This is a genomic window from Limnohabitans sp. JirII-29 (assembly GCF_003063395.1).
GTDB lineage: Bacteria > Pseudomonadota > Gammaproteobacteria > Burkholderiales > Burkholderiaceae_C > Limnohabitans.
In genome coordinates, this window is record NZ_NESB01000009.1 from 39,323 (window position 1) to 59,153 (window position 19,831).

The 19,831-nt window shown below is 59.9% G+C and carries 20 protein-coding genes; 6 read left to right on the forward strand and 14 right to left on the reverse strand.

Features of this window, described 5'->3' with window-relative positions; all coding sequences use genetic code 11:
- Positions 1–5 precede the first annotated feature (5 nt).
- Genes B9Z39_RS13825 through B9Z39_RS13845 form a run of 5 tightly spaced genes read right to left on the reverse strand, consistent with a single transcriptional unit; the run spans position 6 to position 5,706 of the window.
- Complete coding sequence (locus tag B9Z39_RS13825) at positions 6–1,574, reverse strand: DUF1800 domain-containing protein (protein ID WP_100147733.1); 1,569 nt, start codon at positions 1,572–1,574, stop codon at positions 6–8.
- Between the two features lie 36 nt (positions 1,575–1,610).
- Positions 1,611–2,594, reverse strand: coding sequence for a tripartite tricarboxylate transporter substrate binding protein (locus tag B9Z39_RS13830; protein ID WP_108302097.1), 984 nt, complete (start codon positions 2,592–2,594; stop codon positions 1,611–1,613).
- A gap of 39 nt (positions 2,595–2,633) precedes the next feature.
- On the reverse strand, positions 2,634–3,599 hold the full coding sequence (locus B9Z39_RS13835; RefSeq protein ID WP_100147731.1) for a tripartite tricarboxylate transporter substrate binding protein: 966 nt from the start codon (positions 3,597–3,599) through the stop codon (positions 2,634–2,636).
- A gap of 10 nt (positions 3,600–3,609) precedes the next feature.
- On the reverse strand, positions 3,610–4,635 hold the full coding sequence (locus tag B9Z39_RS13840) for an amidohydrolase family protein (RefSeq protein ID WP_233202704.1): 1,026 nt from the start codon (positions 4,633–4,635) through the stop codon (positions 3,610–3,612).
- Between the two features lie 36 nt (positions 4,636–4,671).
- The gene (locus tag B9Z39_RS13845; RefSeq protein ID WP_108302098.1) at positions 4,672–5,706 is read right to left on the reverse strand and encodes an esterase; all 1,035 of its coding nucleotides are present in this window, start codon (positions 5,704–5,706) and stop codon (positions 4,672–4,674) included.
- 116 nt (positions 5,707–5,822) lie between these two features.
- Here B9Z39_RS13845 and B9Z39_RS13850 point away from each other — a divergent pair, with 116 nt between their 5' ends.
- The 6 genes from B9Z39_RS13850 to B9Z39_RS13875 all read left to right on the forward strand — a co-directional run bounded on the left by B9Z39_RS13850 (position 5,823) and on the right by B9Z39_RS13875 (position 10,192).
- A complete protein-coding gene (locus tag B9Z39_RS13850) occupies positions 5,823–6,782 on the forward strand; it encodes a tripartite tricarboxylate transporter substrate binding protein (RefSeq protein ID WP_158269506.1) in 960 nt (319 codons plus the stop codon).
- 26 nt (positions 6,783–6,808) lie between these two features.
- On the forward strand, positions 6,809–8,548 hold the full coding sequence (locus B9Z39_RS13855) for a CocE/NonD family hydrolase (protein ID WP_233249011.1): 1,740 nt from the start codon (positions 6,809–6,811) through the stop codon (positions 8,546–8,548).
- A gap of 13 nt (positions 8,549–8,561) precedes the next feature.
- Positions 8,562–9,080 carry a heme-binding protein gene (locus tag B9Z39_RS13860; RefSeq protein WP_108302100.1) on the forward strand — a complete coding sequence of 173 codons (519 nt, stop codon included), beginning with the start codon at positions 8,562–8,564 and terminating at the stop codon, positions 9,078–9,080.
- A gap of 67 nt (positions 9,081–9,147) precedes the next feature.
- Complete coding sequence (locus tag B9Z39_RS13865) at positions 9,148–9,363, forward strand: DUF3820 family protein (protein WP_108302101.1); 216 nt, start codon at positions 9,148–9,150, stop codon at positions 9,361–9,363.
- An 83-nt stretch (positions 9,364–9,446) separates the two neighbouring features.
- Positions 9,447–9,794: a hypothetical protein gene (locus B9Z39_RS13870; protein ID WP_199221218.1), complete on the forward strand. Its 348-nt coding sequence runs from the start codon at positions 9,447–9,449 to the stop codon at positions 9,792–9,794.
- A complete protein-coding gene (locus B9Z39_RS13875) occupies positions 9,794–10,192 on the forward strand; it encodes a MarR family transcriptional regulator (protein ID WP_100147726.1) in 399 nt (132 codons plus the stop codon). The genes B9Z39_RS13870 and B9Z39_RS13875 overlap by 1 nt, the downstream gene beginning before the upstream one ends.
- A gap of 57 nt (positions 10,193–10,249) precedes the next feature.
- Here B9Z39_RS13875 and B9Z39_RS13880 read toward each other — a convergent pair whose 3' ends face one another.
- The 9 genes from B9Z39_RS13880 to B9Z39_RS13920 all read right to left on the reverse strand — a co-directional run bounded on the left by B9Z39_RS13880 (position 10,250) and on the right by B9Z39_RS13920 (position 19,823).
- Positions 10,250–11,236 (reverse strand): tripartite tricarboxylate transporter substrate binding protein, encoded by a 987-nt coding sequence (locus tag B9Z39_RS13880; RefSeq protein WP_100147725.1) that lies wholly within the window; start codon positions 11,234–11,236, stop codon positions 10,250–10,252.
- 81 nt (positions 11,237–11,317) lie between these two features.
- Positions 11,318–12,781 carry an aldehyde dehydrogenase family protein gene (locus B9Z39_RS13885; RefSeq protein WP_108302102.1) on the reverse strand — a complete coding sequence of 488 codons (1,464 nt, stop codon included), beginning with the start codon at positions 12,779–12,781 and terminating at the stop codon, positions 11,318–11,320.
- Between the two features lie 59 nt (positions 12,782–12,840).
- Positions 12,841–14,625 carry a thiamine pyrophosphate-binding protein gene (locus tag B9Z39_RS13890; protein ID WP_108302103.1) on the reverse strand — a complete coding sequence of 595 codons (1,785 nt, stop codon included), beginning with the start codon at positions 14,623–14,625 and terminating at the stop codon, positions 12,841–12,843.
- A 2-nt stretch (positions 14,626–14,627) separates the two neighbouring features.
- Positions 14,628–15,590, reverse strand: coding sequence for a tripartite tricarboxylate transporter substrate binding protein (locus tag B9Z39_RS13895; protein ID WP_108302104.1), 963 nt, complete (start codon positions 15,588–15,590; stop codon positions 14,628–14,630).
- 93 nt (positions 15,591–15,683) lie between these two features.
- Positions 15,684–16,472: a sulfite exporter TauE/SafE family protein gene (locus B9Z39_RS13900; RefSeq protein WP_108302105.1), complete on the reverse strand. Its 789-nt coding sequence runs from the start codon at positions 16,470–16,472 to the stop codon at positions 15,684–15,686.
- Positions 16,473–17,459 (reverse strand): tripartite tricarboxylate transporter substrate binding protein, encoded by a 987-nt coding sequence (locus B9Z39_RS13905; RefSeq protein ID WP_108302106.1) that lies wholly within the window; start codon positions 17,457–17,459, stop codon positions 16,473–16,475.
- Between the two features lie 9 nt (positions 17,460–17,468).
- The gene (locus B9Z39_RS13910) at positions 17,469–18,341 is read right to left on the reverse strand and encodes a fumarylacetoacetate hydrolase family protein (protein WP_108302107.1); all 873 of its coding nucleotides are present in this window, start codon (positions 18,339–18,341) and stop codon (positions 17,469–17,471) included.
- Positions 18,342–18,423: 82 nt separating this feature from the next.
- A complete protein-coding gene (locus tag B9Z39_RS13915; protein WP_233249012.1) occupies positions 18,424–19,326 on the reverse strand; it encodes a DMT family transporter in 903 nt (300 codons plus the stop codon).
- Positions 19,323–19,823: a methylated-DNA--[protein]-cysteine S-methyltransferase gene (locus B9Z39_RS13920; RefSeq protein WP_108302108.1), complete on the reverse strand. Its 501-nt coding sequence runs from the start codon at positions 19,821–19,823 to the stop codon at positions 19,323–19,325. Before B9Z39_RS13920 ends, B9Z39_RS13915 begins: the two co-directional genes overlap by 4 nt.
- Positions 19,824–19,831: the final 8 nt, after the last annotated feature.

Consider the following 19,831-nt stretch of genomic DNA (forward strand, 5'->3'; position numbering starts at 1 on the left):
TCGCTTCATTTCCACTGAAAGGCGGGGCTCATGGCCATGTAGGCCAAGTTGCGACGCACACCGGACCATTCGTCAGAGGCCGCGCTGAGTAAGCCTTTGGGTGTGAAGTTTTGCGCAGACAGAATTTTCTGTATCGCACTTTGCGCGGCTTGTGGGCCCAGCAGTTGTTCGGCGTGATGTGCCAGCAACTTTGCTTCATCCACGGGTTGCGCTATGCCTTGGCTGAGTTGCTGAGGTGTGACTTGGCCTGTTCCCCACCAGTTCTCCATGACACCCATGGCCAACATCCAGCGTTTGCGCATGGTGTGCGGTGTGAGCCAATAGCCTGTGACATCAGGGTGACCATCGGGGGTGGGCCACATATAGAGACGGTGGCCTGCAGCAGACATTTCGTTGATCAAACCCATGGAAGGTGCCAGGGGTAATTCCAGTTTTCGCGCGAGGCTGATCACCAATTCGAGCGGGCGTTTGAGCTTTTTGGGGCTGGGTTGATGCACCGCTAGGTTGAATTCCGCAGAAGCGAAAATGTGAGAGAGAACGCGTGCAACTTGCTGGGGGTGATGGATGTTGTCGCCCCACACTTTGCTGCTGGAGTGAACCAAGCTGGTGGGAGGCGTGTCGGCGACAAATCGGCGGCATAGCTTTTCGCACAGGTTCTGCGCGGTGCCAGGGTGCTTGACCAACATTTCAAGCACCCGTTTGCCGTCGGACATCGGGGATGCAAACGGGTCAAAGTCTTGCGCCAAGATGCGTTTTTGGTAAGGGTCATGCCAAGCGTCAAGGTAGACGAACTGCCCGGTCCGGGGGAGCGATTGCCCCCCACCGAGGGCTCTTCCGTCCTCAATCACCCAGCCAGTGAAGGCGCGGGCTGCTTCGTAGACGTCTTGGTCGATATACCCTCTTGGTTCACCTTGTAACGCGCCAGGAACTTCTCGCCACTTGGCGTACAAATCGTTGAGGTAGTGCTGTTTGCCCAAGGTGTGGAGCTCAAAGAGTTCACGTGCATAGTTTTCATTGGGCGCACCGGTGCGTGAGTTGCGGTTGTTGAGGTAGATCAGCATGGGCGTGCTGGTGGCCACGGCTTGGAGCATGTCTGAGAAGTTACCCAAGGCATGTCGTCTGATGCAGTCACGCTCAAAGCTGGGCATGGACACAGCCATCGATGCGTCGCTCGCATGGACGTTGAAATGGTCCAACCAAAAGTCCACCATCAGCTCTTTGATTTGCCACTGGCTACAGGCTGCATGCAAGAGACGCGAGGCCATGAGTTCGCGCAAGGGCCGCATGCGTTCCTCATACGCCATTTTGGTTTGGTTGTCGGTGAGTTTCCAAAGCTCAGACAGCGGCTGCGAGAGCAAGTTCAGGGGTCTGTTTTCGCTCAACGCTGAATAGTCAGGACCGGCGCCATAGCTGATTTTGAGAACCGCTGCATTCAGTGCTTGGGTGAGTACAGGGTCATCGTGCGTAGGGTGGAGCTGTGATTCGATCCACGCATTGACACCGGTTTTTTGAAGCGTTTCTATGTCGGCGCGTTGCGCACCGAAGCTAAGACGGTCGAGGATGGCGACAGACATGCTTCAAATTATGCGCGCCATCCGTGACGCTGTGTGTTACTCCACCTTGATGTCAAACTCACGCACCATCTGTCCCCAAAACGCGTAGTCAGCCGCAGCCACCGAGGCCATGACGGAGGCAGATGTGCCTGTGGGGGTGAGACCCAGCGCACGCATGCGGGCTTGAATTTCGGGCAGTTTCACAATCTTCACGATCTCGGTGTTGAGCTTGGCCACGATGTCGTCGGGCGTGCCAGTGGGCACAAAGATGCCGTGCCACGAACTGCCAATGACGCCGTTGACGTCGAGGTTGGCACCGAACTCGGTCATGGTGGGTACATTGGGCAAGCTGGCGATACGCTCTGCGCCCGAAATGGCCAAGCCTTTGACCTTGCCAGAGGTGATCAGCGGAATGGCCGTGGTCGAAGCCTCAATGGAGAGGCTCACCACGCCACTCATCACATCGGGGGATGGGTTGGTTTTGTAGGGGATGTGGTTGAGCTTGATGCCTAGGCGTTGGGCCCAGGCTTCCATGGCCACATGGGGCTGTGAGCCAACGCCGAGCGAGGCGTAATCGACCTTGCCGGGGTTGGCCTTGGCATAGGCCACCAATTCAGCCATGGTGTTGAACGGTGCGTTGGGCGCGGCGGTCAGCACGTGGGGCACCAACAAAATTTGGCTCACGGCCTTGAAGTCGCGTGGCGGGTTGTACTTGGCGCTCTTGTAGACGTTGGGTGCAATGGCGTGCACGGCCTTGACGCTGAACAACAGGTTGTAGCCGTCTGCGGGGCTGTTGACGGCGGCCTCCGCGCCAATCATGCCGCCCGCACCCGGACGGTTGTCGATCACCACGGGTTGACCCAGCGCCACGCCCAGTTTGTCGCCGATCAAGCGCGCCACCACGTCGGGTGAGATGCCTGCGGCAAAAGGCACGATCATTTTGATCGGACGGTTCGGATACCCCATCGATTGCGCCCAGGAGGGCAGGGTGGCGGTGCTGGCGCCAGCGGCGAGTGCGGTGAGGATGTGTCGGCGTTGCATGGTGAGGTCTCCGGTTGTGGTTGTGTATGAAGCGTGGACTCAGTCCACTTGAATCTTGGCGTCGGCGATGGTTTTTTTCCAGCGTGCGTAGTCGGCCTGAATCAAGCTGCCCAGTTGTTCGGGCGTGCTGGTTTGAATGACCAAACCTTGTGCGGCCATTTGCTCTTTGACTTCAGGCAAAGCCAACACGGCGCTCACGTCGCGGTGCAAAGCTTTGACCAACTCGGGCGATGTTTTGGCGGGGGCCAACACGGCATACCAAGCGTCCACCGCGTCCATGAACTCGATGCCGTATTCACGAAACACCGGCACATTGGGTGTCACGGCGGAGCGTGTGGCCCCGGTGGAGGCGAGCATGCGCAAGCGCCCGGAGCGCACGTGCGGCAGCATGGAGTGCACGCTGGCGAACATGAGTTGCACTTGCCCGCCGATCAAGTCGGTGGTGGCGTTGCTGATGCCTTTGTAAGGCACGTGCAGCATGTCAAAGCCGAGCTGCTGCTTCATCAGCTCCATGGCCAAGTGGTGCGGTGTGCCGTTGCCGGGAGAGCCAAAGTTGATTTGGCCGGGTTTGGCTTTGGCCAAGGCAATGACGCCCGGCAAATCGTTGGCCCCAATGTTGGGGTTGACCACGATGGCAAAGTTGGCCACCGCCATTTTCATGATCGGCGTGAAGTCGGTGGTCGGGTCAAACGGCACCTTCTTGTACAGATTGGGTGCCATGGTCAAGGTGTTGATGGCCATGAGCAAGGTATGGCCATCGGGTGCGGCTTTGGCCGCCGCCTCGGCCCCAATGTTGCCGCTGGCACCGGGTTTGTTGTCGACGATCACCGCTTGCTTCCAGCGCTCGCTCAGCTTGGGCGCAATGATGCGGGCAATGATGTCGCTGCCGCTGCCCGGTGTGAACGGCACCACCAGTGTGACGGTGCGTTCAGGAAACGCGTGCGCTGCGAGTGTGGCCGCGCACAGCCAAGTGCCCACCCACAGTTTTTTCAGAGTGCCTTGCATGGTGTGTTCCTTAGCCGTGGTGAGACAAGCCCAGCAATTTGTAGGCGTTGCCAAAGTAGAGTTTGCGGGCGTCTTCTGTGTCGAGTTTCAAATCTTCGATGGAGCGAATGCCTTCGCGAATGAACATCGGGCCCTCTTCGGGATCGAACGGGCAGTCGCTGGCAAACACCACCTTGTCGGCACCAAAAAAATCGAGGCCACAGCGCAGCGCCGAGCTGGAGCCGCCCAACACCGTGTCGCCATAAAACATCTTGAAATATTCGATGGGGGGTTTGGACAAACTTTTCAGCACATCGGCCTCAGACCCGTCCACGCTGCGGCTGCCCAATTGGGCCCACAGGGTTTCGGCACGGCCTGAAAAATAGGGCAGCATGCCGCCGCAGTGGTGGGTGATCAAACGCAAATTGGGTAAGCGTTCCAGCAGGCCAGAAAACACCATGCGCGACATGGCCACGCTGGTCTCCATGGGCCAGCCCAGCACCTGCCAAATTTCGTATTTCGATTTGTCTTCGTTGGGGTAATCGGGGCGGCTGCCAGGGCGTGTGGGGTGCATCCACACGGGCATGTTGTGCACATTGGTGATGCGCTCAAAAATCTTGAACACCTCGGGCTCGTCCAAGGCTTTGCCGTTCACGCTGGTCAAAATTTGCACGCCCTTGGCGCCGAGCTTTTCAATGGCGTAGTCCATCTCTTGCAGCGCTGCTTCGGGGTTGTTCATCGGCAGCGAGGCCACAAAGTAGGGGAAGGTCTCGGGCCATTGGCGGCAAATCTCGGCCATGCCTTCGTTGGCGACACGCGCGTAGCCCGGTGACACATCGGGTCCGCCCAGCATCTCGGGTGAGGGCACGGCCAATGAGATCACTTGCTGCACGCCAGGAAAGCCTTTCAGCATTTCGACCCGGGCGGGCATGTCCCAGAGCATGCGCAAGTTGCTCATGCGTTTGACCATACCGGGTTCTTTGCCGTGCTGTTTGACCAGCGCCACATAGGCGGGTGGCATGACGTGGTTGTAGATGTCGATTTTGGTGTCGGTCACGGGATGTCTCTTGATGGGGATTGAAAGTTTTAAAAATCAAGGGCGGATGTTCTGGTCCATCCACTGGGCCAACCAGTTGCCAATTTGCAGGCTGTGCTTGTCTTGCATCAGCATGTGCGAGGCACCGGGTAGGCCCACTTGGGCCAGCTCAATTTGTTGGGCTTTGCCACCTGCTTGGTTGACGGCGGCCACAAATTCGCGACACAGCTTCAAGCGTGGGGCCCAGCGGGGTGAAAGCTCCACATAATCGCCCCACAACACCAAGATGGGCATGCCCAAGTAGGGTTTGAGGTCGGCTTTGGGGTCAGGACAAGCGCCGGGCTCCACCGCCACGATGCCCTGGATGCCACGTGTGTCGAGCGCGGCGGTTTGGAACGGAAAAATGCCCGATTGCGAATGGCTCATCAGCACTGCGCCTTTGAGCTGTTGTGCCAGCTGCGACAGGGCGGGGACGGTGGGGTTGGGCGTGGGCAAGGCGTTGAGCCAGTCCGGCACCATCTGTTTGAAAAACTCGCCTTGTGCTTCCAGTGGAAACTGCATGCCGGGGAAGACCTCGGGGTACTTGGCACCAAAGCGGAAGATGGCCCATGCGCCTTCTTGCGACGCGCCAAACACCTGCGGCAAAGTGTCTGCACTGGCCTTGCCTGCTTTGACTTGCACGATGGCCGAGGGGTTGGCGGCAGAGCGTCCGCGTGAGACTTGGTCAATCACATACGTGGGGTAGCCACGGCGCACAAACAACTCGTCCCAGCCCATGCGGCCATCGGGTGTGGACTCCCAGGTTTTGCCTGTTAGGCAGCAACCGTGGATGAGCACCAGCGGTGGACGCTTGGCGGCCACAGGTTCTTGGAAGCGCACATACATTTGCTCCACCGCAATCGTGCCTGATGGCGCGTAGGCCGGTAGCAGTGACAGGTGGGCCGACTCGATGTTGCGCCCGCCCACAAAGAAGCTGCCTTGTTTGGCGATGGTGAGGGGGCCGGTGTCGGTGGTGGGGGTGTTCGAGGTGGCGCAGCCGCTGAGGGCGAGCGCAGTCACAGTTGCCGCGAGTGCGGCCATGATCTTTTTCATCGTGTCTCCTTTTCTCACAATATATGAGAGACAAGGTCATGCCCATGTAACCTGCATGACTGTTCCTGTTGCAGGTGTGCTCCATGATGCGGCCACAAAACAACAGGAGGAGACACATGATTCGCCATTTTTCACGCGCCGCCATGGCGTTGGCGTTGGGCTTGACGGCTTTGGCCGCACAGTCGCAGACCTATCCCAGCAAGCCCATCCGCTTGGTCATTCCGTTTGCCCCAGGCGGCAGCACCGATGCCAACGCACGCATCATCCAAGACAAGCTCAGCACTCTGTGGGGGCAACCCGTCATCATCGACACCAAGCCCGGTGCCAACACCATCATCGGTACCGACCTGGTGGCCAAAAGCGCAGGTGACGGCTACACCTTGTTGCTCACCTCGACCGCGTATGTGGTCAACCCGAGCATGTACCAAAAGCTGCCTTATGACCCGGTGAGCGACTTCATCCCGGTGACCATGGTGTCTGTCTCCCCATTCGCGTTGGTCACACCCGTGGCCAGCCCCATCAAATCGATCAAAGATGTGTTGGCCCTGGAGCGTGCCAAGTCGGCCAGCTTGTCTTTTGGTGTCTCCGACTCCAGCGCGGCGCTCTCGGGGCACTTGTTCAACATGATGGGCAAAACCAATATGCAAAGTGTGTCGTACAAAGGCGCAGGCCCTTTGATGACCGACTTGGCGGGTGGCCATGTGCCCTTAGGCATCGCCGCAGTGAGTTCGGTGCAAACCCAGGTTCGCGCTGGACGCGTGCGTATCTTGGGGGTTGGCTCGGCCAAGCCCTCACCGCTGTTTCCAGATGCGCCCACCATTGCTGCCGATATTCCCGGCTATGAAGCCACCTCATGGTTTGGTTTGTTTGCCCCAAAGGGCACGCCCAAGGACGTGGTGACCAAGATACAGCGTGACGTCGCCACGGTCATGAAAGACCCCGACATTCAAAAACGCTTCTTTGACATTGGTGCCGAAGTGGGCGGCCAAAGCAGCGACGACTTTGCCGCCCGCGTGCGCACCGACATGGACTTGTGGGCCAAGGTGGCCAAGTCAGCAGGCATCAAACCCGAATAAACACAACCACCCAAAGGACTCACAGAATGGATTTCAAAACCGAAGTGCGCGACGGCATGCGCATCGATTGGGATGTGCCCATCGTCATGGACGATGGCTTGGTGCTGCGCGCCGACGTGTTTCGCCCCATCGCCGAAGGCCGTTACCCGGTCATCATGACCTATGGGCCCTACGGCAAAGGCGTGGCGTTTCAAGAAGGCTACAAAACCTCGTGGGAGATCATGTGCCGCGAAAACCCCGACGCGGTGTCTGGCACCACCAACCAATACGCCAACTGGGAAGTGGTAGACCCTGAAAAGTGGGTGCCCGATGGCTTTGTGTGCCTGCGTGTGGACTCGCGCGGCGCGGGCCGCTCACCCGGTTACTTGTGCCATAACAACGACCGCGAGCAACAGGACTACCACGACTGCATCGAGTGGGCTGCGGTGCAGCCTTGGTCCACTGGCAAGGTGGGGCTCAATGGCATCTCGTACTACGGCGCCAACCAATGGCGCGCTGCGGCCACGCAGCCGCCGCACCTGGCGGCCATTTGTGTGTGGGAAGGCTGGCACGACAACTACCGCGACGGCAACCGCCACGGCGGCATCTTGTGCAGCTTTCGCAAAAACTGGCAAGACATGCAAGTCAAAACCGTGCAGCACGGTGTGGGCGAGCGTGGGCGCAAACACCCCGTCACTGGTGAGCTGGCGTGTGGCCCTGAAACATTGAGCGAAGAAGAGTTGGTGAAGAACCGCGAGAACATGGCCGCGCAACTGCTGGCCCATGAGTGGGATGGTCCTTACTACCGCGAGCGCTCGGCCAACTTGGCGCGCGTGCAAGTGCCCTTGTTGTCAGCCGCCAACTGGGGTGGCCACGGTCTGCATTTGCGTGGCAACCTGGAAGGTTTTGTCGGCGCGGCCTCGACCCAAAAATGGTTGGAAGCGCATGGCGGTTCGCACTGGGCACCGTTCTACACCGACTACGGTGTGAACATGCAAAAGAAGTTTTTCAACTACTTTTTGAAAGGCGAGCAAAACGGCTGGGACCAAGAGCCACGCATTCGTTTGCAGGTGCGCCACCCCGGCGAAAAATTTGTCGAGCGTCACGAAACCGAATGGCCGCTGGCACGCACGCAGTGGACCCACTTCTACCTCAACCCGCACGACATGTCCTTGTCCCGCACGCCTGTGCAGGCATCGGGCAGCGTGACCTATGAGGCTTTGGGTGAAGGCGTGACTTTCTCAACGCCGCCACTTACGGAGCCCATGGAGCTGACCGGGCCTTCGGCCCTCAAGCTGTTCTTGTCGTCGAGCACTGTCGATGCCGATGTCTTTGCCGTGCTGCGCGTGTTTGACCCGCAAGGCGTGGAGGTGGTGTTTCAAGGCGCTTTGGACCCGCACTCACCCATCAGCTTGGGTTGGTTGCGGGCCTCGCACCGCAAGCTAGATGCCGCTCGCTCACTGCCGTACCGCCCCTTCCACAGCCACGACGAAAAGCAGGCCCTGGTGCCGGGCCAAGTGGTCGAGCTGGATGTGGAAATTTGGGCCACCTGCATCGTGGTGCCTGTGGGTTACCGCGTGGCGCTCACCCTGCGTGGCAAAGACTATGAGTGGGACGGTCCAGCGGCCAGTTTGTCGAACATGAAGCACCCCATGAAAGGGTGTGGTCCGTTTGTGCACGACGACCCCGAAGACCGGCCTGTTGATGTGTTTGGTGGTCAGGTGACCTTGCACTTTGGTGCCGATCAGCCTGCCAGTGTGCTGTTGCCTGTGATTCCACAGGCTTGATCAGGAGATCCTCATGAACATTAAAAAATTGAGCACCATCGTGGCCACTGCGGCGTTTGGTTTGTCCATCGGCTTGAGCACGGGCAGCGCGCTGGCCCAAGCCAGTTTTGCGGCACCGCCGCAAATTCCGTATGGTGCGCCCATCAGCACCGAGGCGGCTAAAAAAGCCGCAGCTGCGGCGATTGCAGAAGCGCAAAAAAACAAATGGAAGATGGCCGTGGCCATCGTCGACACCGGCGGCCATTTGATTTACTTTGAACGCATGCAAGACACCCAAACGGGCAGCGTGGACTTGGCGATTGAGAAGGCCCGCACTTCCGCCTTGTTCCGTCGTCCGACCAAGTTGTTTCAGGACGCGGTGGCCGGTGGTGGTGAAGGCTTGCGCTTGTTGCGCTTGACGGGTGCCATCCCGATTGACGGCGGCATTCCCCTCATCCAAGACGGCAAGTTGGTGGGGGCTGTGGGTGTGTCGGGCGGCAGTGGCGACCAAGACGGTCACACGGCCATGGCGGGTGCTGCCGGATTGAAGTAAGCACCGCACTATCTGAGTTGAAAACCACGGCCCTGCGCTTGCAGGGCCTTTTCATGGGGCCAAGCCTGTGAACCCTGAAGATCTGTACAAGTTGGTCACACTGACCATGCCGTTTGGCAAATACCAAGGCCGTCTACTGGCCGACTTGCCCGGCAACTACCTCAATTGGTTTGCGCGTGAAGGCTTTCCCAAAGGCGAGATGGGTCGGCTGCTGGCGCTCATGCATGAGATCGACCACAACGGCTTGAGTGAGTTGTTGCGACCGTTGCGGGTCAAACCGTAAATCTCACCCACCACCTTGTGCGGTTTTTATCTGAGACGCTGAACCCGCTTGACATCAGGCTTGATATTTAAGATCATGTCTGAATGAGGCAGGGCAAGCAGCATATGGGACGGTCCGTTGTGCAGGATGTGTACAAGCCTGCTGATGTGCGCTTGCCCAAGCGATTGGGCGGTGGCGTTTTGAAAGAGTATGTGGTGAGAGACCATGCCACGAAGAACGTGCTGCATTACGCATTGGCGTACATCAACCCACTGATTTATTCGGGAGATAACGGACGTGTGCTCGGCTATGACAAAAGTCATGGCTTGCCACACAAGCATTGGATGGGGCAGAGAAGCGAGGAGCCGTTCATATCGTATGAGGCCTTGTATGAAAAATTTCAAAATGAGTGGATGGATATCGCGATACGCTTTGTCAACGGAGAACTGTGATGACTAAAAAACAAAAAATCAGCACGACTGATTTCAAAGGCTACCAACCCCTGGTCAAACACGTGCGCCGAGGTGTTGACGTTGCCCGTGCGCTAGATGAAAAAACTGATTCTTTGCCTCACGCCTTGCAATTCACCAGCCTGGAATTTGGCAACTTCATGAGCGAATTGACGCCCAAGCGTTTCCAAATTTTGCGTTTGTCCAAAGGCGGTAATCGATCAATTGCTGAATTGGCGGTGGTGACGCAACGCGATCAAAGCGCAGTGTCTAAAGACGTGAGTCGCTTGAAAAAGCTCGGGTTGGTCACGGTGGTGGATACCTTGAATCCAGGGCACGGCATCAAGAAAGTGGTCCAACCCATTGCTGAAAATATTTTGATTCAAGCCAGTTTGACTTGAAACAAAAAACCAAGTGGGTGCGCGTTTTTTCAGTGCACACCCCATCGCTTCAACGTTTCATTCTTCGGCAGTAAAACCGGAGGCTTTGATGATGGGACCCCACATGGCCATGTCATTCTTGATGAGTGCCGCGAAGCTTTCAGGTGTACTGAGAAATGGGTCCATCCCGAATTTTGAAAATGTGTCGTTCAGTTCTTGAGATTTCAGTGCTTCATGGATCGCTGCAGCTGCTTTCGCAACCACAGACGGGGGTGTGTTGGCTGGCATCAAAATGCCGATCCAGATTTCGGCCACGACGTCTTTGAAGCCTGACTCGACCATGGTGGGTATGTCTGGCATGAACTTGCTGCGTTGTGCGCCTGTGGTGGCGAGCACGCGGACTTTGCCGGACTTGAGTTGCGGCAACACTTCTCCAATTGGGTTGAAGCTGGACGCAATCTGTCCCCCCATCAGGTCTTGCAAGGCGGGTGCTCCGCCTTTGTAGGGGACATGCAAAATTTGGAGGCCAGCAGCTTTGGAAAACATCACACCTGCGAAATGTGGGGTTGCGCCTGCGGACGTCGACGCGTAAGCCGCTTGTTTCGGATTGGCCTTGCACCACGTCACAAAGTCGGCCAGTGTTTTGACGCTCTCGGGCACGGATGGACCCACAATGAAAGCCAGCGCAGTTTTAGCGCAAGCGGCCACGGGGGTGAAATCCTTGATCGGGTCGTAAGTGAGTTTGCGAAAACTGTGTGGGTAAATCGTCATCGCAAAGTCAGGCGTGAACAACATCGTTGTCCCATCTGCAGGTGCGTTCTTGACGTATTCGACAGACAGCCGGGCAGCTGCCCCAGGTTTGTTCTCAACGAGGATGCCCGCCGGATAACTGCTACGTAATTTTTCTGCCAAGGCCCGCGCTGCCACATCGGTGCCACCGCCCGGTGGAAAACCCACGATGAGGCGGCTGATCTTGTCTTGCTGCGCCAGAGCAGCTCCTGGTGTGGCCAGTGTTGGCAATGCCAAGACGGCAGATAAGGAGAGGAGGTGTCGTCGATGGATCATGACTTTCGCCTTTCAAAGTTGGATGCAACCGTGGATGAACTTCAGGAGATGTGGCTACTCTGGATCACGTCTTGAAAACGTTCACAACACCACATGCACGTTCTTGTGCTGGGTGTAGGTCAGCAGTTCATCAAAGCCTTCTTCGCGGCCAATGCCCGACTGTTTGTAGCCACCAAATGAGGCGCCAATGAAGTGGCTGCTGGTGTGGTTGACCCACACATAGCCCGCTTGCACGCGACCGGCTGCGCGGTGGGCGTTGGAGAGGTTGCTGCTCCAGATGGAGGCGGTCAAGCCATATTCCACCGCATTGACTTGGTCGAACAGCGTGTCTTCGTCGTCCCACTTGAGCACCGACAGAATGGGGCCAAACACTTCTTCGTTGGCAATACGCATGTCTTGCGTGACGCCGGTGAACACCGTGGGTTCGACAAACCAACCGTTGGCCAGCGCCGCATCTGTGGGCACCTTGCCGCCATAGGCCAGGTGCGCGCCACCGGCTTTGGCAATCTCGATGTAGCCCATGATTTTTTCCCACTGGGCTTTGGAGATGATCGAGCCCATGGTGGTCGCCATGTCGGTGGGAATGCCCGGCTTGTAGTGGGTGATGGCTTTGAGCAAGCCCGCCACCACTTGGTCATACACCGAGGCGTGCACAAACAAGCGCGAGGTGGAGCCGCAGCTCTGGCCGCACCAGGTGAAGTTCATGCCGCCCACGGCACCAGCAATGGCTTTGTCCATGTCGGCGTCGGGATAGATGATGCAAGCGTTCTTGCCCCCCAACTCCAGCGTGACGTGTTTGAGTTGGTCGGCGGCTGCTTTGGCAATGGCGCGTCCGGTAGGCACGCTGCCAATGAGCGACAAGCGTGGCACCAGCGGGTGGTTCACCAAGGCCTGACCGCCCGGGGCGCCAGAGCTGATGATGTTGAGCACACCGGGCGGCAAGATGCCGTCGATCAGCTCCATCATGCGGTAGGCCGACAGCGGTGCCTGGTAGGGCGGCTTCATGATCACCGTGTTGCCCGCAATCAAGGGCGGTGCCATCTTGGCGGCGGTGAACATGATGGGGTGGTTGTAGGCCACGATGCGGGCGCACACGCCATAGGGCTCGCGCACCGAGTAGTTCAGCACCCCGTCGCCCATGGGCAGGGTCTCGCCTTTGATCTCGGTGGCCAGGCCGGCATAAAAGTCAATTTGCGCAGCGGCAATCAGGGCGTCGCGCTGCATTTCGCTGATCGGGTTGCCGCAGTTGGCCGCGTCGATCATGGCCAGCTCAAACGCGTGCTCGCGCAGCACCGCCGCCACTTTTTTCAACAAGGCGGCGCGCTCGAGTGGCTTGAACTTGCGCCACACCGCAAAGCCCGCATGCGCAGCACGTACTGCAGCATCTACGTCCTCAGCGTTGGCTTCGGCGCATGGGCCGAGCGACTCGCCAGTGGCGGGGTTGTGGGTGTCGAGGTAGCCGCCCAAGGGGGTGTGCCAGGCACCGCCGTAGTACAGGTCACGGTGGGTGGGCAGGAGTTGGCGGTAGTTGGAGGTGTCAGACATGGTGGGTTCAAACTTGGGCGGTGTGGGAGGTGTGACTCAAGGTGACTGGGGCAAGAGGTTCAGCGCTTGTGAACCGCAGAGCTGGTGGTGGCGGCGTTACCACTCATGTTGGCGTCGTAGCCGGGGGCCACGCAGGCATCAATCACGCACACCTTGCCCGCTTGCACAGCCTGCAAGCCTTGCGCAATGGCCGCATGCAGGTCTTGGGCGCGGCGCACCGGGCCAATGCCTTCGGCACCCATGGCGCGGGCCATCTGTGCGATGTCAATTTCGGGGTCGCTCATGCGCTGGCCAATCCATTTGTTGTCGGTCGGGCGGTGGCGCTCTTTGGCCACACGCTCTTGGTGCAGCTCGTCGTTGAAGAACGAGTGGTTGTTGCACACGATCAGCAGCAGCGGAATGCCGTAGCGCACCGCGGTCCACACCGCGGTGTTGCCCATCAAAAAGTCGCCGTCGCCAATCAGGGCCACCGGGATGCGGTCTGAGTTCGCGTCGCGCAAGGCCAAGGCCACGCCCACGGCGTTGCCGGGGCCAGCGCCAATGCCGCCGCCGCCGTCGGCCCCGAGGTAATCCATCGGATGGCGGAAGTGGCGGTAGGCACCGTTCCAGCCCAGGGGCAAGCGGGCGATGCACAGCTGCAGGTCATGGGCGCAGTCGTGCAAGACATCGGCCACGGCACGCAGGCTCACCACATCGTCTGACGGTAGGGCAGGCAGCGCGGCTTTGGCGGGCCAATCGCCCACAGGGGGGCGTGCCGTGACGGCGGCGTTCAAAGCCGCGATGGCCGCATCAGGCTCGCACAGCATGTACACATCGGCCGGGGGCAAGCTGCCACCGTCCATGCTCCAGCCCCTGTGGATGTGCATGTCCAGCGACACATGGATGACTTGTGCCGTGCAGGTGGCACCTTGCAGGGCTTGCTTGAAGGCACCGCCTGGGTCCACCCAGTCGAGCATCAACACCACATCGGCTTCGCGCACAGCGGCGCAGGCCTCAGGGCTCATGAAGTAAGCGGGTGAGCCCACGTGCTGTGGATGGTCGGTGGGGAAAGAGGCCGCGTTTTTGAGGTCGGTGATGACCGGCGCTTGCAGTGCTTCGGCCAAGGCCACGCGGGGCTGCCAGTCGGCCACGTCACGCGACATGCGTCCCATCAAGATGACGGGCTTCTTGGCGTTGGACAACAGCTGCGCGGCGCGCTGCACATCGGTGGGGGCGGGCGGTGGGGCCACGGGCGCGGCGTAGCGCGCTGTGTCGGGAGTGGGCACCAGGCCGTCGGTTTTGCTTTCTTGCAAGGCCGCATCGAGGTTGATGTAGACCGGGCCACGCGGTGCGGTTTGCGCAATTTGGCCGCCGCGCAGCAAGGCCTCAATGGCGGCAGGCACCGAGCCGGGTTGGTTGTCCCACTTGGTGTAGTCGCGCACCAGCGCGCCTTGGTCGCTGACGGTGTGGATCCAGTCGATCCAGGGCCGACGCCTGGCTGCGTCCCAAGGCCCGGTGGCGCCGAGCATGAGCACGGGCATCCGGTCGCACCAGGCGTTGAACACGGCCATGGTGGCATGCATCAGCCCCACGTTGGAGTGCACCACCGCGCCCATCATGCGGCCTGAGGCTTTGGCAAAACCTTGGGCAATGGCAATCGCCACTTCTTCGTGCAGGCACAGCAGCATTTGCGGCGCGCTGTTGCCCAGGTGGTTGACCAGACTGTCGTGCAGGCCCCGGTAGCTGGCGCCGGGGTTCAAGGCCAAGTAGGGCACGCCCATGGCGCGCAGGCATTCGGCGATCGAGTCGCTGCCCCAGTAGGTGGCGGGCTCGAGGTTGGGGGTCGGTTCTTCGCGTTTGATCATGGTCAGTCTGCTTTGATGTTGGCTTCTCGTATCACTTTGCCCCAGCGGGCGTAGTCGTCTTTGATGGTGGCGGCCAGCGCTTCGGGGCTGCTGGGGGCGGTTTCGATGCCTTGGCCACTCAGGTTGGCTTTGACGTCGGGCAGTTGCAGCACGCGCGCAATGTCGGCGTTGACGCGTGCCACCACGTCTTTGGGCACCCCAGCGGGCATGAACACACCCAGCCACACGTCTAGGGCCACGCCGGGCACAGTCTCGGCAATCGCGGGCAAGTCGGGGAAGGCCGCAAAACGCTTGCCACCAGCACCGGCAATCAAGCGCAGCTTGCCTTCTTTGATGTGGGGCAGCAGCGAGTTGATGGCCCCAATGAACACCTGGATGCGTCCACCCAACAAGTCGGTGATGGCGGGCACCGCGCCTTTGTAGGGCACGTGTTGCATTTGAATGCCCGCGGCATGGTTGAGCATTTCAGACGCCAACTGCTGGGGTGAGCCGTTGCCCGAGGAACCGTAGTTCAGCTTGTCGGGGTTGGCTTTGGCATAGGCCACCAACTCGGCCACGTTTTTGGCAGGCACCGAGGGATGCACCACCAGCACAAACGGCACCAGGGCCACTTGGCTGATCGGGGTGAAGTCTTTGAACACATCGAACGGTGTTTTGCCCACATGCGGGTTGGTGACAAAAATGTTGTTTGCCCCAAGCAGCCAGGTGTAGCCATCGGGCGGGCTCTTGGCCACCAAATCAGCACCCAAGTTCATGCCCGCGCCGGGGCGGTTGTCCACCGTCACAGCCTGGCCCCATTGCTCGGTCAGCTTTTGCGCGATGACGCGTGCCACCACGTCGTTGCTGCCCCCCGGTGTGATGGGCACGATGAATTTGACGGGGCGTGCCGGGTAGGCGGTGTTTTGCGCGTGGATGGGCAATGCCGCCCACAAACTTAAGCAGATGGTCAACAGATAGCGAACCATACGTGTCTCCTCCAAATCATTTTTGTAGAAGCAACTCTAGTGGCGTGCGCAGGGCGCTCCAGTCGCGCGGGCGTCAAGCGCGGTGTGCGTGTCTCACTTGCTGAGAAGTGCGACGGCGATGCACAGCAAGAACACCAGCAAGATGCGTCTAAACAACACCTCGCTCACCCGTGTGCGCACACGCTTGCCCAGCGACAAGCCCAGCGCCATCGGGGCCATGGCGACCACCGACACCACGATGTGTGACAACTCCAGGCGTCCGTACCACCACAGCGCGGCATACAGCGGGGCAGCGCCAAACAGGTAAATCACGCTGATCGTGCCAATGAACTCTTCGCGCTTGAGTTGCAAGGCCATCAAGAAGGTGATGATGATGGGCCCCGTCAACGACGACACCCCGCCCATGGCCCCCGACAGCGTGCCCACAGCGGCCCCAGCCCAGCGCTCCCAGCGTTTGGCAATGTGCACCTTGGGGTTGAAGGCCATCAGGCTGATGGCGGTGATCACAGCCACGGCCATCATGACGTTGAGTACGGTGGCGGGCAACTGCAGGGTCAGGGGCACGGTGACCAAGGTGCTCAAGAGCAAGCTCACGATCAGGGGCCAAAAGCGGTACAGGTTGTGGCGCGAGGCCCGGCTGTCATAGGTTTGCCACAGGTTGGACACCAGCACCGGAGCGGCCACCAGCGCAATGGCCGTGGGCGTGGGCAACATCAACGACAGCAAGGGCACCACCACCAAAGGCAGGCCCACACCCAACACCCCCTTGACCGTGCCCCCCAGCATGAACACCAGGCCTAAGCCCAGCCACAGCCAGACGCTGGCATGGGCAAACTCAGGGGGCAACAGCCAGGCGAGGTCGAAGTCAGAGAGGTCCAACACTCAGTCCACTTTGCCAATGCGTTGCACCAAGGCCGCCATGTCTTTGGCGTCGGTCTGCACGTAGCGTTCAAACTCTGGCGCATCTTGAAACATGAAGCTGCTGCCCGAGGCCTGCATGGCCTGGTTGGCGCGTGCGTCAGCGGCTGCAAATTTGGCGGCTTGACGCAGTTTTTCGACCACAGCGGGGGGCGTGTGCGCAGGCACGAACAGCCCCGACCACTGGGCGTAGGCGATGGGCACGCCCAACTCCTTGAGGCTTGGCACCTCGGGCATGCTGGCCAAGCGGCCTTCACCCCAGTGGGCCAGTGCACGCAGTTTGCCGGCCTTGATTTGTTGCGCCACGCTGGCCGGTCCGGTGGACAGGGCTTCGATCTGGCCCGACAGCAAGGCCATCACGGCAGGACCTGCGCCGGTGTAGGGCACATGCAGCATGTAGCTGGAGGTGGCGACCTTGAGTTGCTCCATCGGCACGTGCATGGTGCCGTAGTTGCCCGACGAGCCAAACGACACTTTGGCCGGATGGGCTTTCACATAGGCCATGAATTCGGCATAGGTCTTCCAGGGACTCTCGGCACGCACCACCAACACGGTGGGGTCGGCGCTGAAACGCGCGATGGGCTTGAGCTGGTCGAGCTGGAACATCGGCGCGCGTTTGAGCACCTTGTCGGCCTCGGGCAGCACCACCAGTGAGGACAGCGCCATCAGCACCGTGTAGCCATCGGGCTTGGCCTTTGCCACTTGGCCCATGCCAATGCCCCCGCCCGCACCGCCTTTGTTTTCCACCACCACCGACTGCTTGAGGTAGCGGCCCATGGCTTCAGCCACAGGGCGTCCCACCGCATCGGCCACGCCGCCGGGAGGAAACGGCACCACCATGGTGATGGGGCGGCTGGGGTAGTCTTCTTGGGCTTGGACGGATGGCGTGCCGCACACGCTCAAGAGTGAAAGCGTCAAAGCGCTGATCAGGTGTGTGCGGCGTGATGTCATGGGGGCACCTCAGATGAACTTGTTTTCGATGTGGCCAATGCCGTCAATCTCGACCCGCACCACGTCGCCTGCTTGCAGGTAGCGTGGGGGCTTGAGCCCCATGCCTACGCCAGCAGGGGTGCCGGTGGCGATGATGTCGCCGGGGTAGAGCGTGATGCCGCGCGAGATGGTTTCGATCAGCGTGGGGATGTCAAAAATCAGTTGTTCGGTGGGGCCGTCTTGACGCAGCTCGCCGTTGACGAAGCAGCGCACGCGGGTGCGGGTGCCGTCCAGTTCATCGGCGGTGACGAGCCATGGACCCATGGGGCAGAAGGTGTCAAACGACTTGCCCATGTCCCACTGCTGGTGACGCATTTGCACGTCGCGTGCCGTCACATCGTTGACGATGGTGTAGCCATACACATGTTGCATGGCGTCGGCGGCGCGGATGTTTTTGCCACCTTTGCCAATCACCACCGCGAGTTCGGCTTCGTAGTCGATGTGGTCAGACACGGCACTGCCGGGCAACTGCACCGGGTCGGTCGGGCCCACCACACACTCGGGCACTTTGGTGAACACGATGGGCCAGGCCTGGGTGTTGGTGTTGCTGTCTTTGAAGACAGAGGCAGACAGTTCTTTGGCGTGCTCGTGGTAGTTGCGGCCCACGCACCAAATGTTGCGGCGTGGCAGTGGCAGCGGCGCTTCGAGGTGCACGTCTTTCACAGGCACTGCCGTGGTTACCAGGGCAGGCAGTGAGCCGCCAGCCATCAGGCTTTCAATCAGACGCAAGGCGCCGTGCTCGGCCACCTCTGCGCTGACTTGAAACGCCGTGACGTGTTGGCCGTCAGCGGAGACTTGGCCGACGTGGCGTTGGTTGAGATAGCGATAGGTGGCGATGCGCACGGTGTGCTCCTGAGAGAAGGTTGAAACTGCGCGGGATGCTAAACCACATCGCTTCAAGTGGTGTGTCTGCGTGTCATGTGCATTACAGACGGGCGCGCAGACCCACCAAGCCCGAGGCCAAGGCGGTGCCTGCCACCACCACCAAGCCACCCAGCAGCATCCAGTGGGTCACCACCTCATCTAGCACCACGATGCCAATCAGATTGGCAAACACCGGGATCAGGTAAGTCACCGTCATGGCCCGCGCGGGGCCGGTGCGGCTCATGAGCCGAAAGTACAGCACATAGGCCAGCGCTGTGCATAAAAAGCCCGCGACGCCCAAGGCGACCCAGGCACGCCATGGCGGCGTTTGATCGGGCCACAGCAGCAACGCAGGCAAGGTCAAAAACAAGCTGGCACCCCACAAGCTGCCGCTGGTGGTCACCATCGAAGGAATGCCTTGCAAATAGCGTTTGGTGAAACTACCGGCCAAGCCATAAAAAAACGTGGCCCCCAAGCAGGCCAGCACGGCCAGTCCCGAGCCGCCGCTTTGAAAGCCAATGCCTCCTGGCACTTCGCTGGCCAGCAACACCACACCCGCGAAACCAATGGCCAGCCCCAGGGCTCGTGAAGCGTTCAAACGGTCGCCCAGCCAATACCAGGCAATCAGCGCGCCAAACAACGGGGTGGTGGCATTCAGAATCGATGACATGCCGGTGCTGATGTGCAGCAACGCGTAACCGTACAAGACAAAAGGAACGCCTGCGCTGAGCACGCCGACGACAAAGGTCTTGCGCCAGTGCAACAGCAGCAAACCCACCTCGCGTCGCCACACCAACACTGGGGTGAGCATCAGTGCCGCCAACAACACGCGCACCCAGGCCGTGGCCACAGGCCCGAAGTCATGTGCGCCCAGGCGCATGAACAAAAACGAGGAGCCCCACAACAAGGCCAGCAGCACGAAATCGGGCACCCACTGGCGCCACGGCACAGACGCGTCGCTCACGTGTGAGCAGCTTCTAAAGAGAGCAAGGCTTTTTTGCGCTCCAGACCACCGGCATAACCCGTGAGCGCGCCAGCCGCGCCCAGCACACGGTGGCACGGAACCACCATGCTCAGCGGGTTGCGCCCCACGGCAGCGCCGACGGCACGCACGGCCTTGGCGGAGCCCACACGGCTGGCAATTTGACCGTAACTGGTGGTTTTTCCGTAGGGAATGGCCACCAAAGCTTGCCACACCCGTTGCTGAAACGGTGTGCCCGTGGCAAAGGCCAAAGGCAACTCAAAGGTTTGCCGCAAGCCATCGAGGTACTCCTGCAACTGGCCATGGGCTTCGCGCAACACACGGTGCTCGCGCACCCGTTGCCAGTCGGTGATGTCTGGGAAATGCGCCTGGTCGAGGAACCAAATACCGACCAAGCCTTGGCTGTTGGCAGCCAGCAGCACTTCGCCCAATTGGGTGGGCAAAATGTTGTACACGATGTCTGAGTAGGTGCGTGTCATGGAAAGGC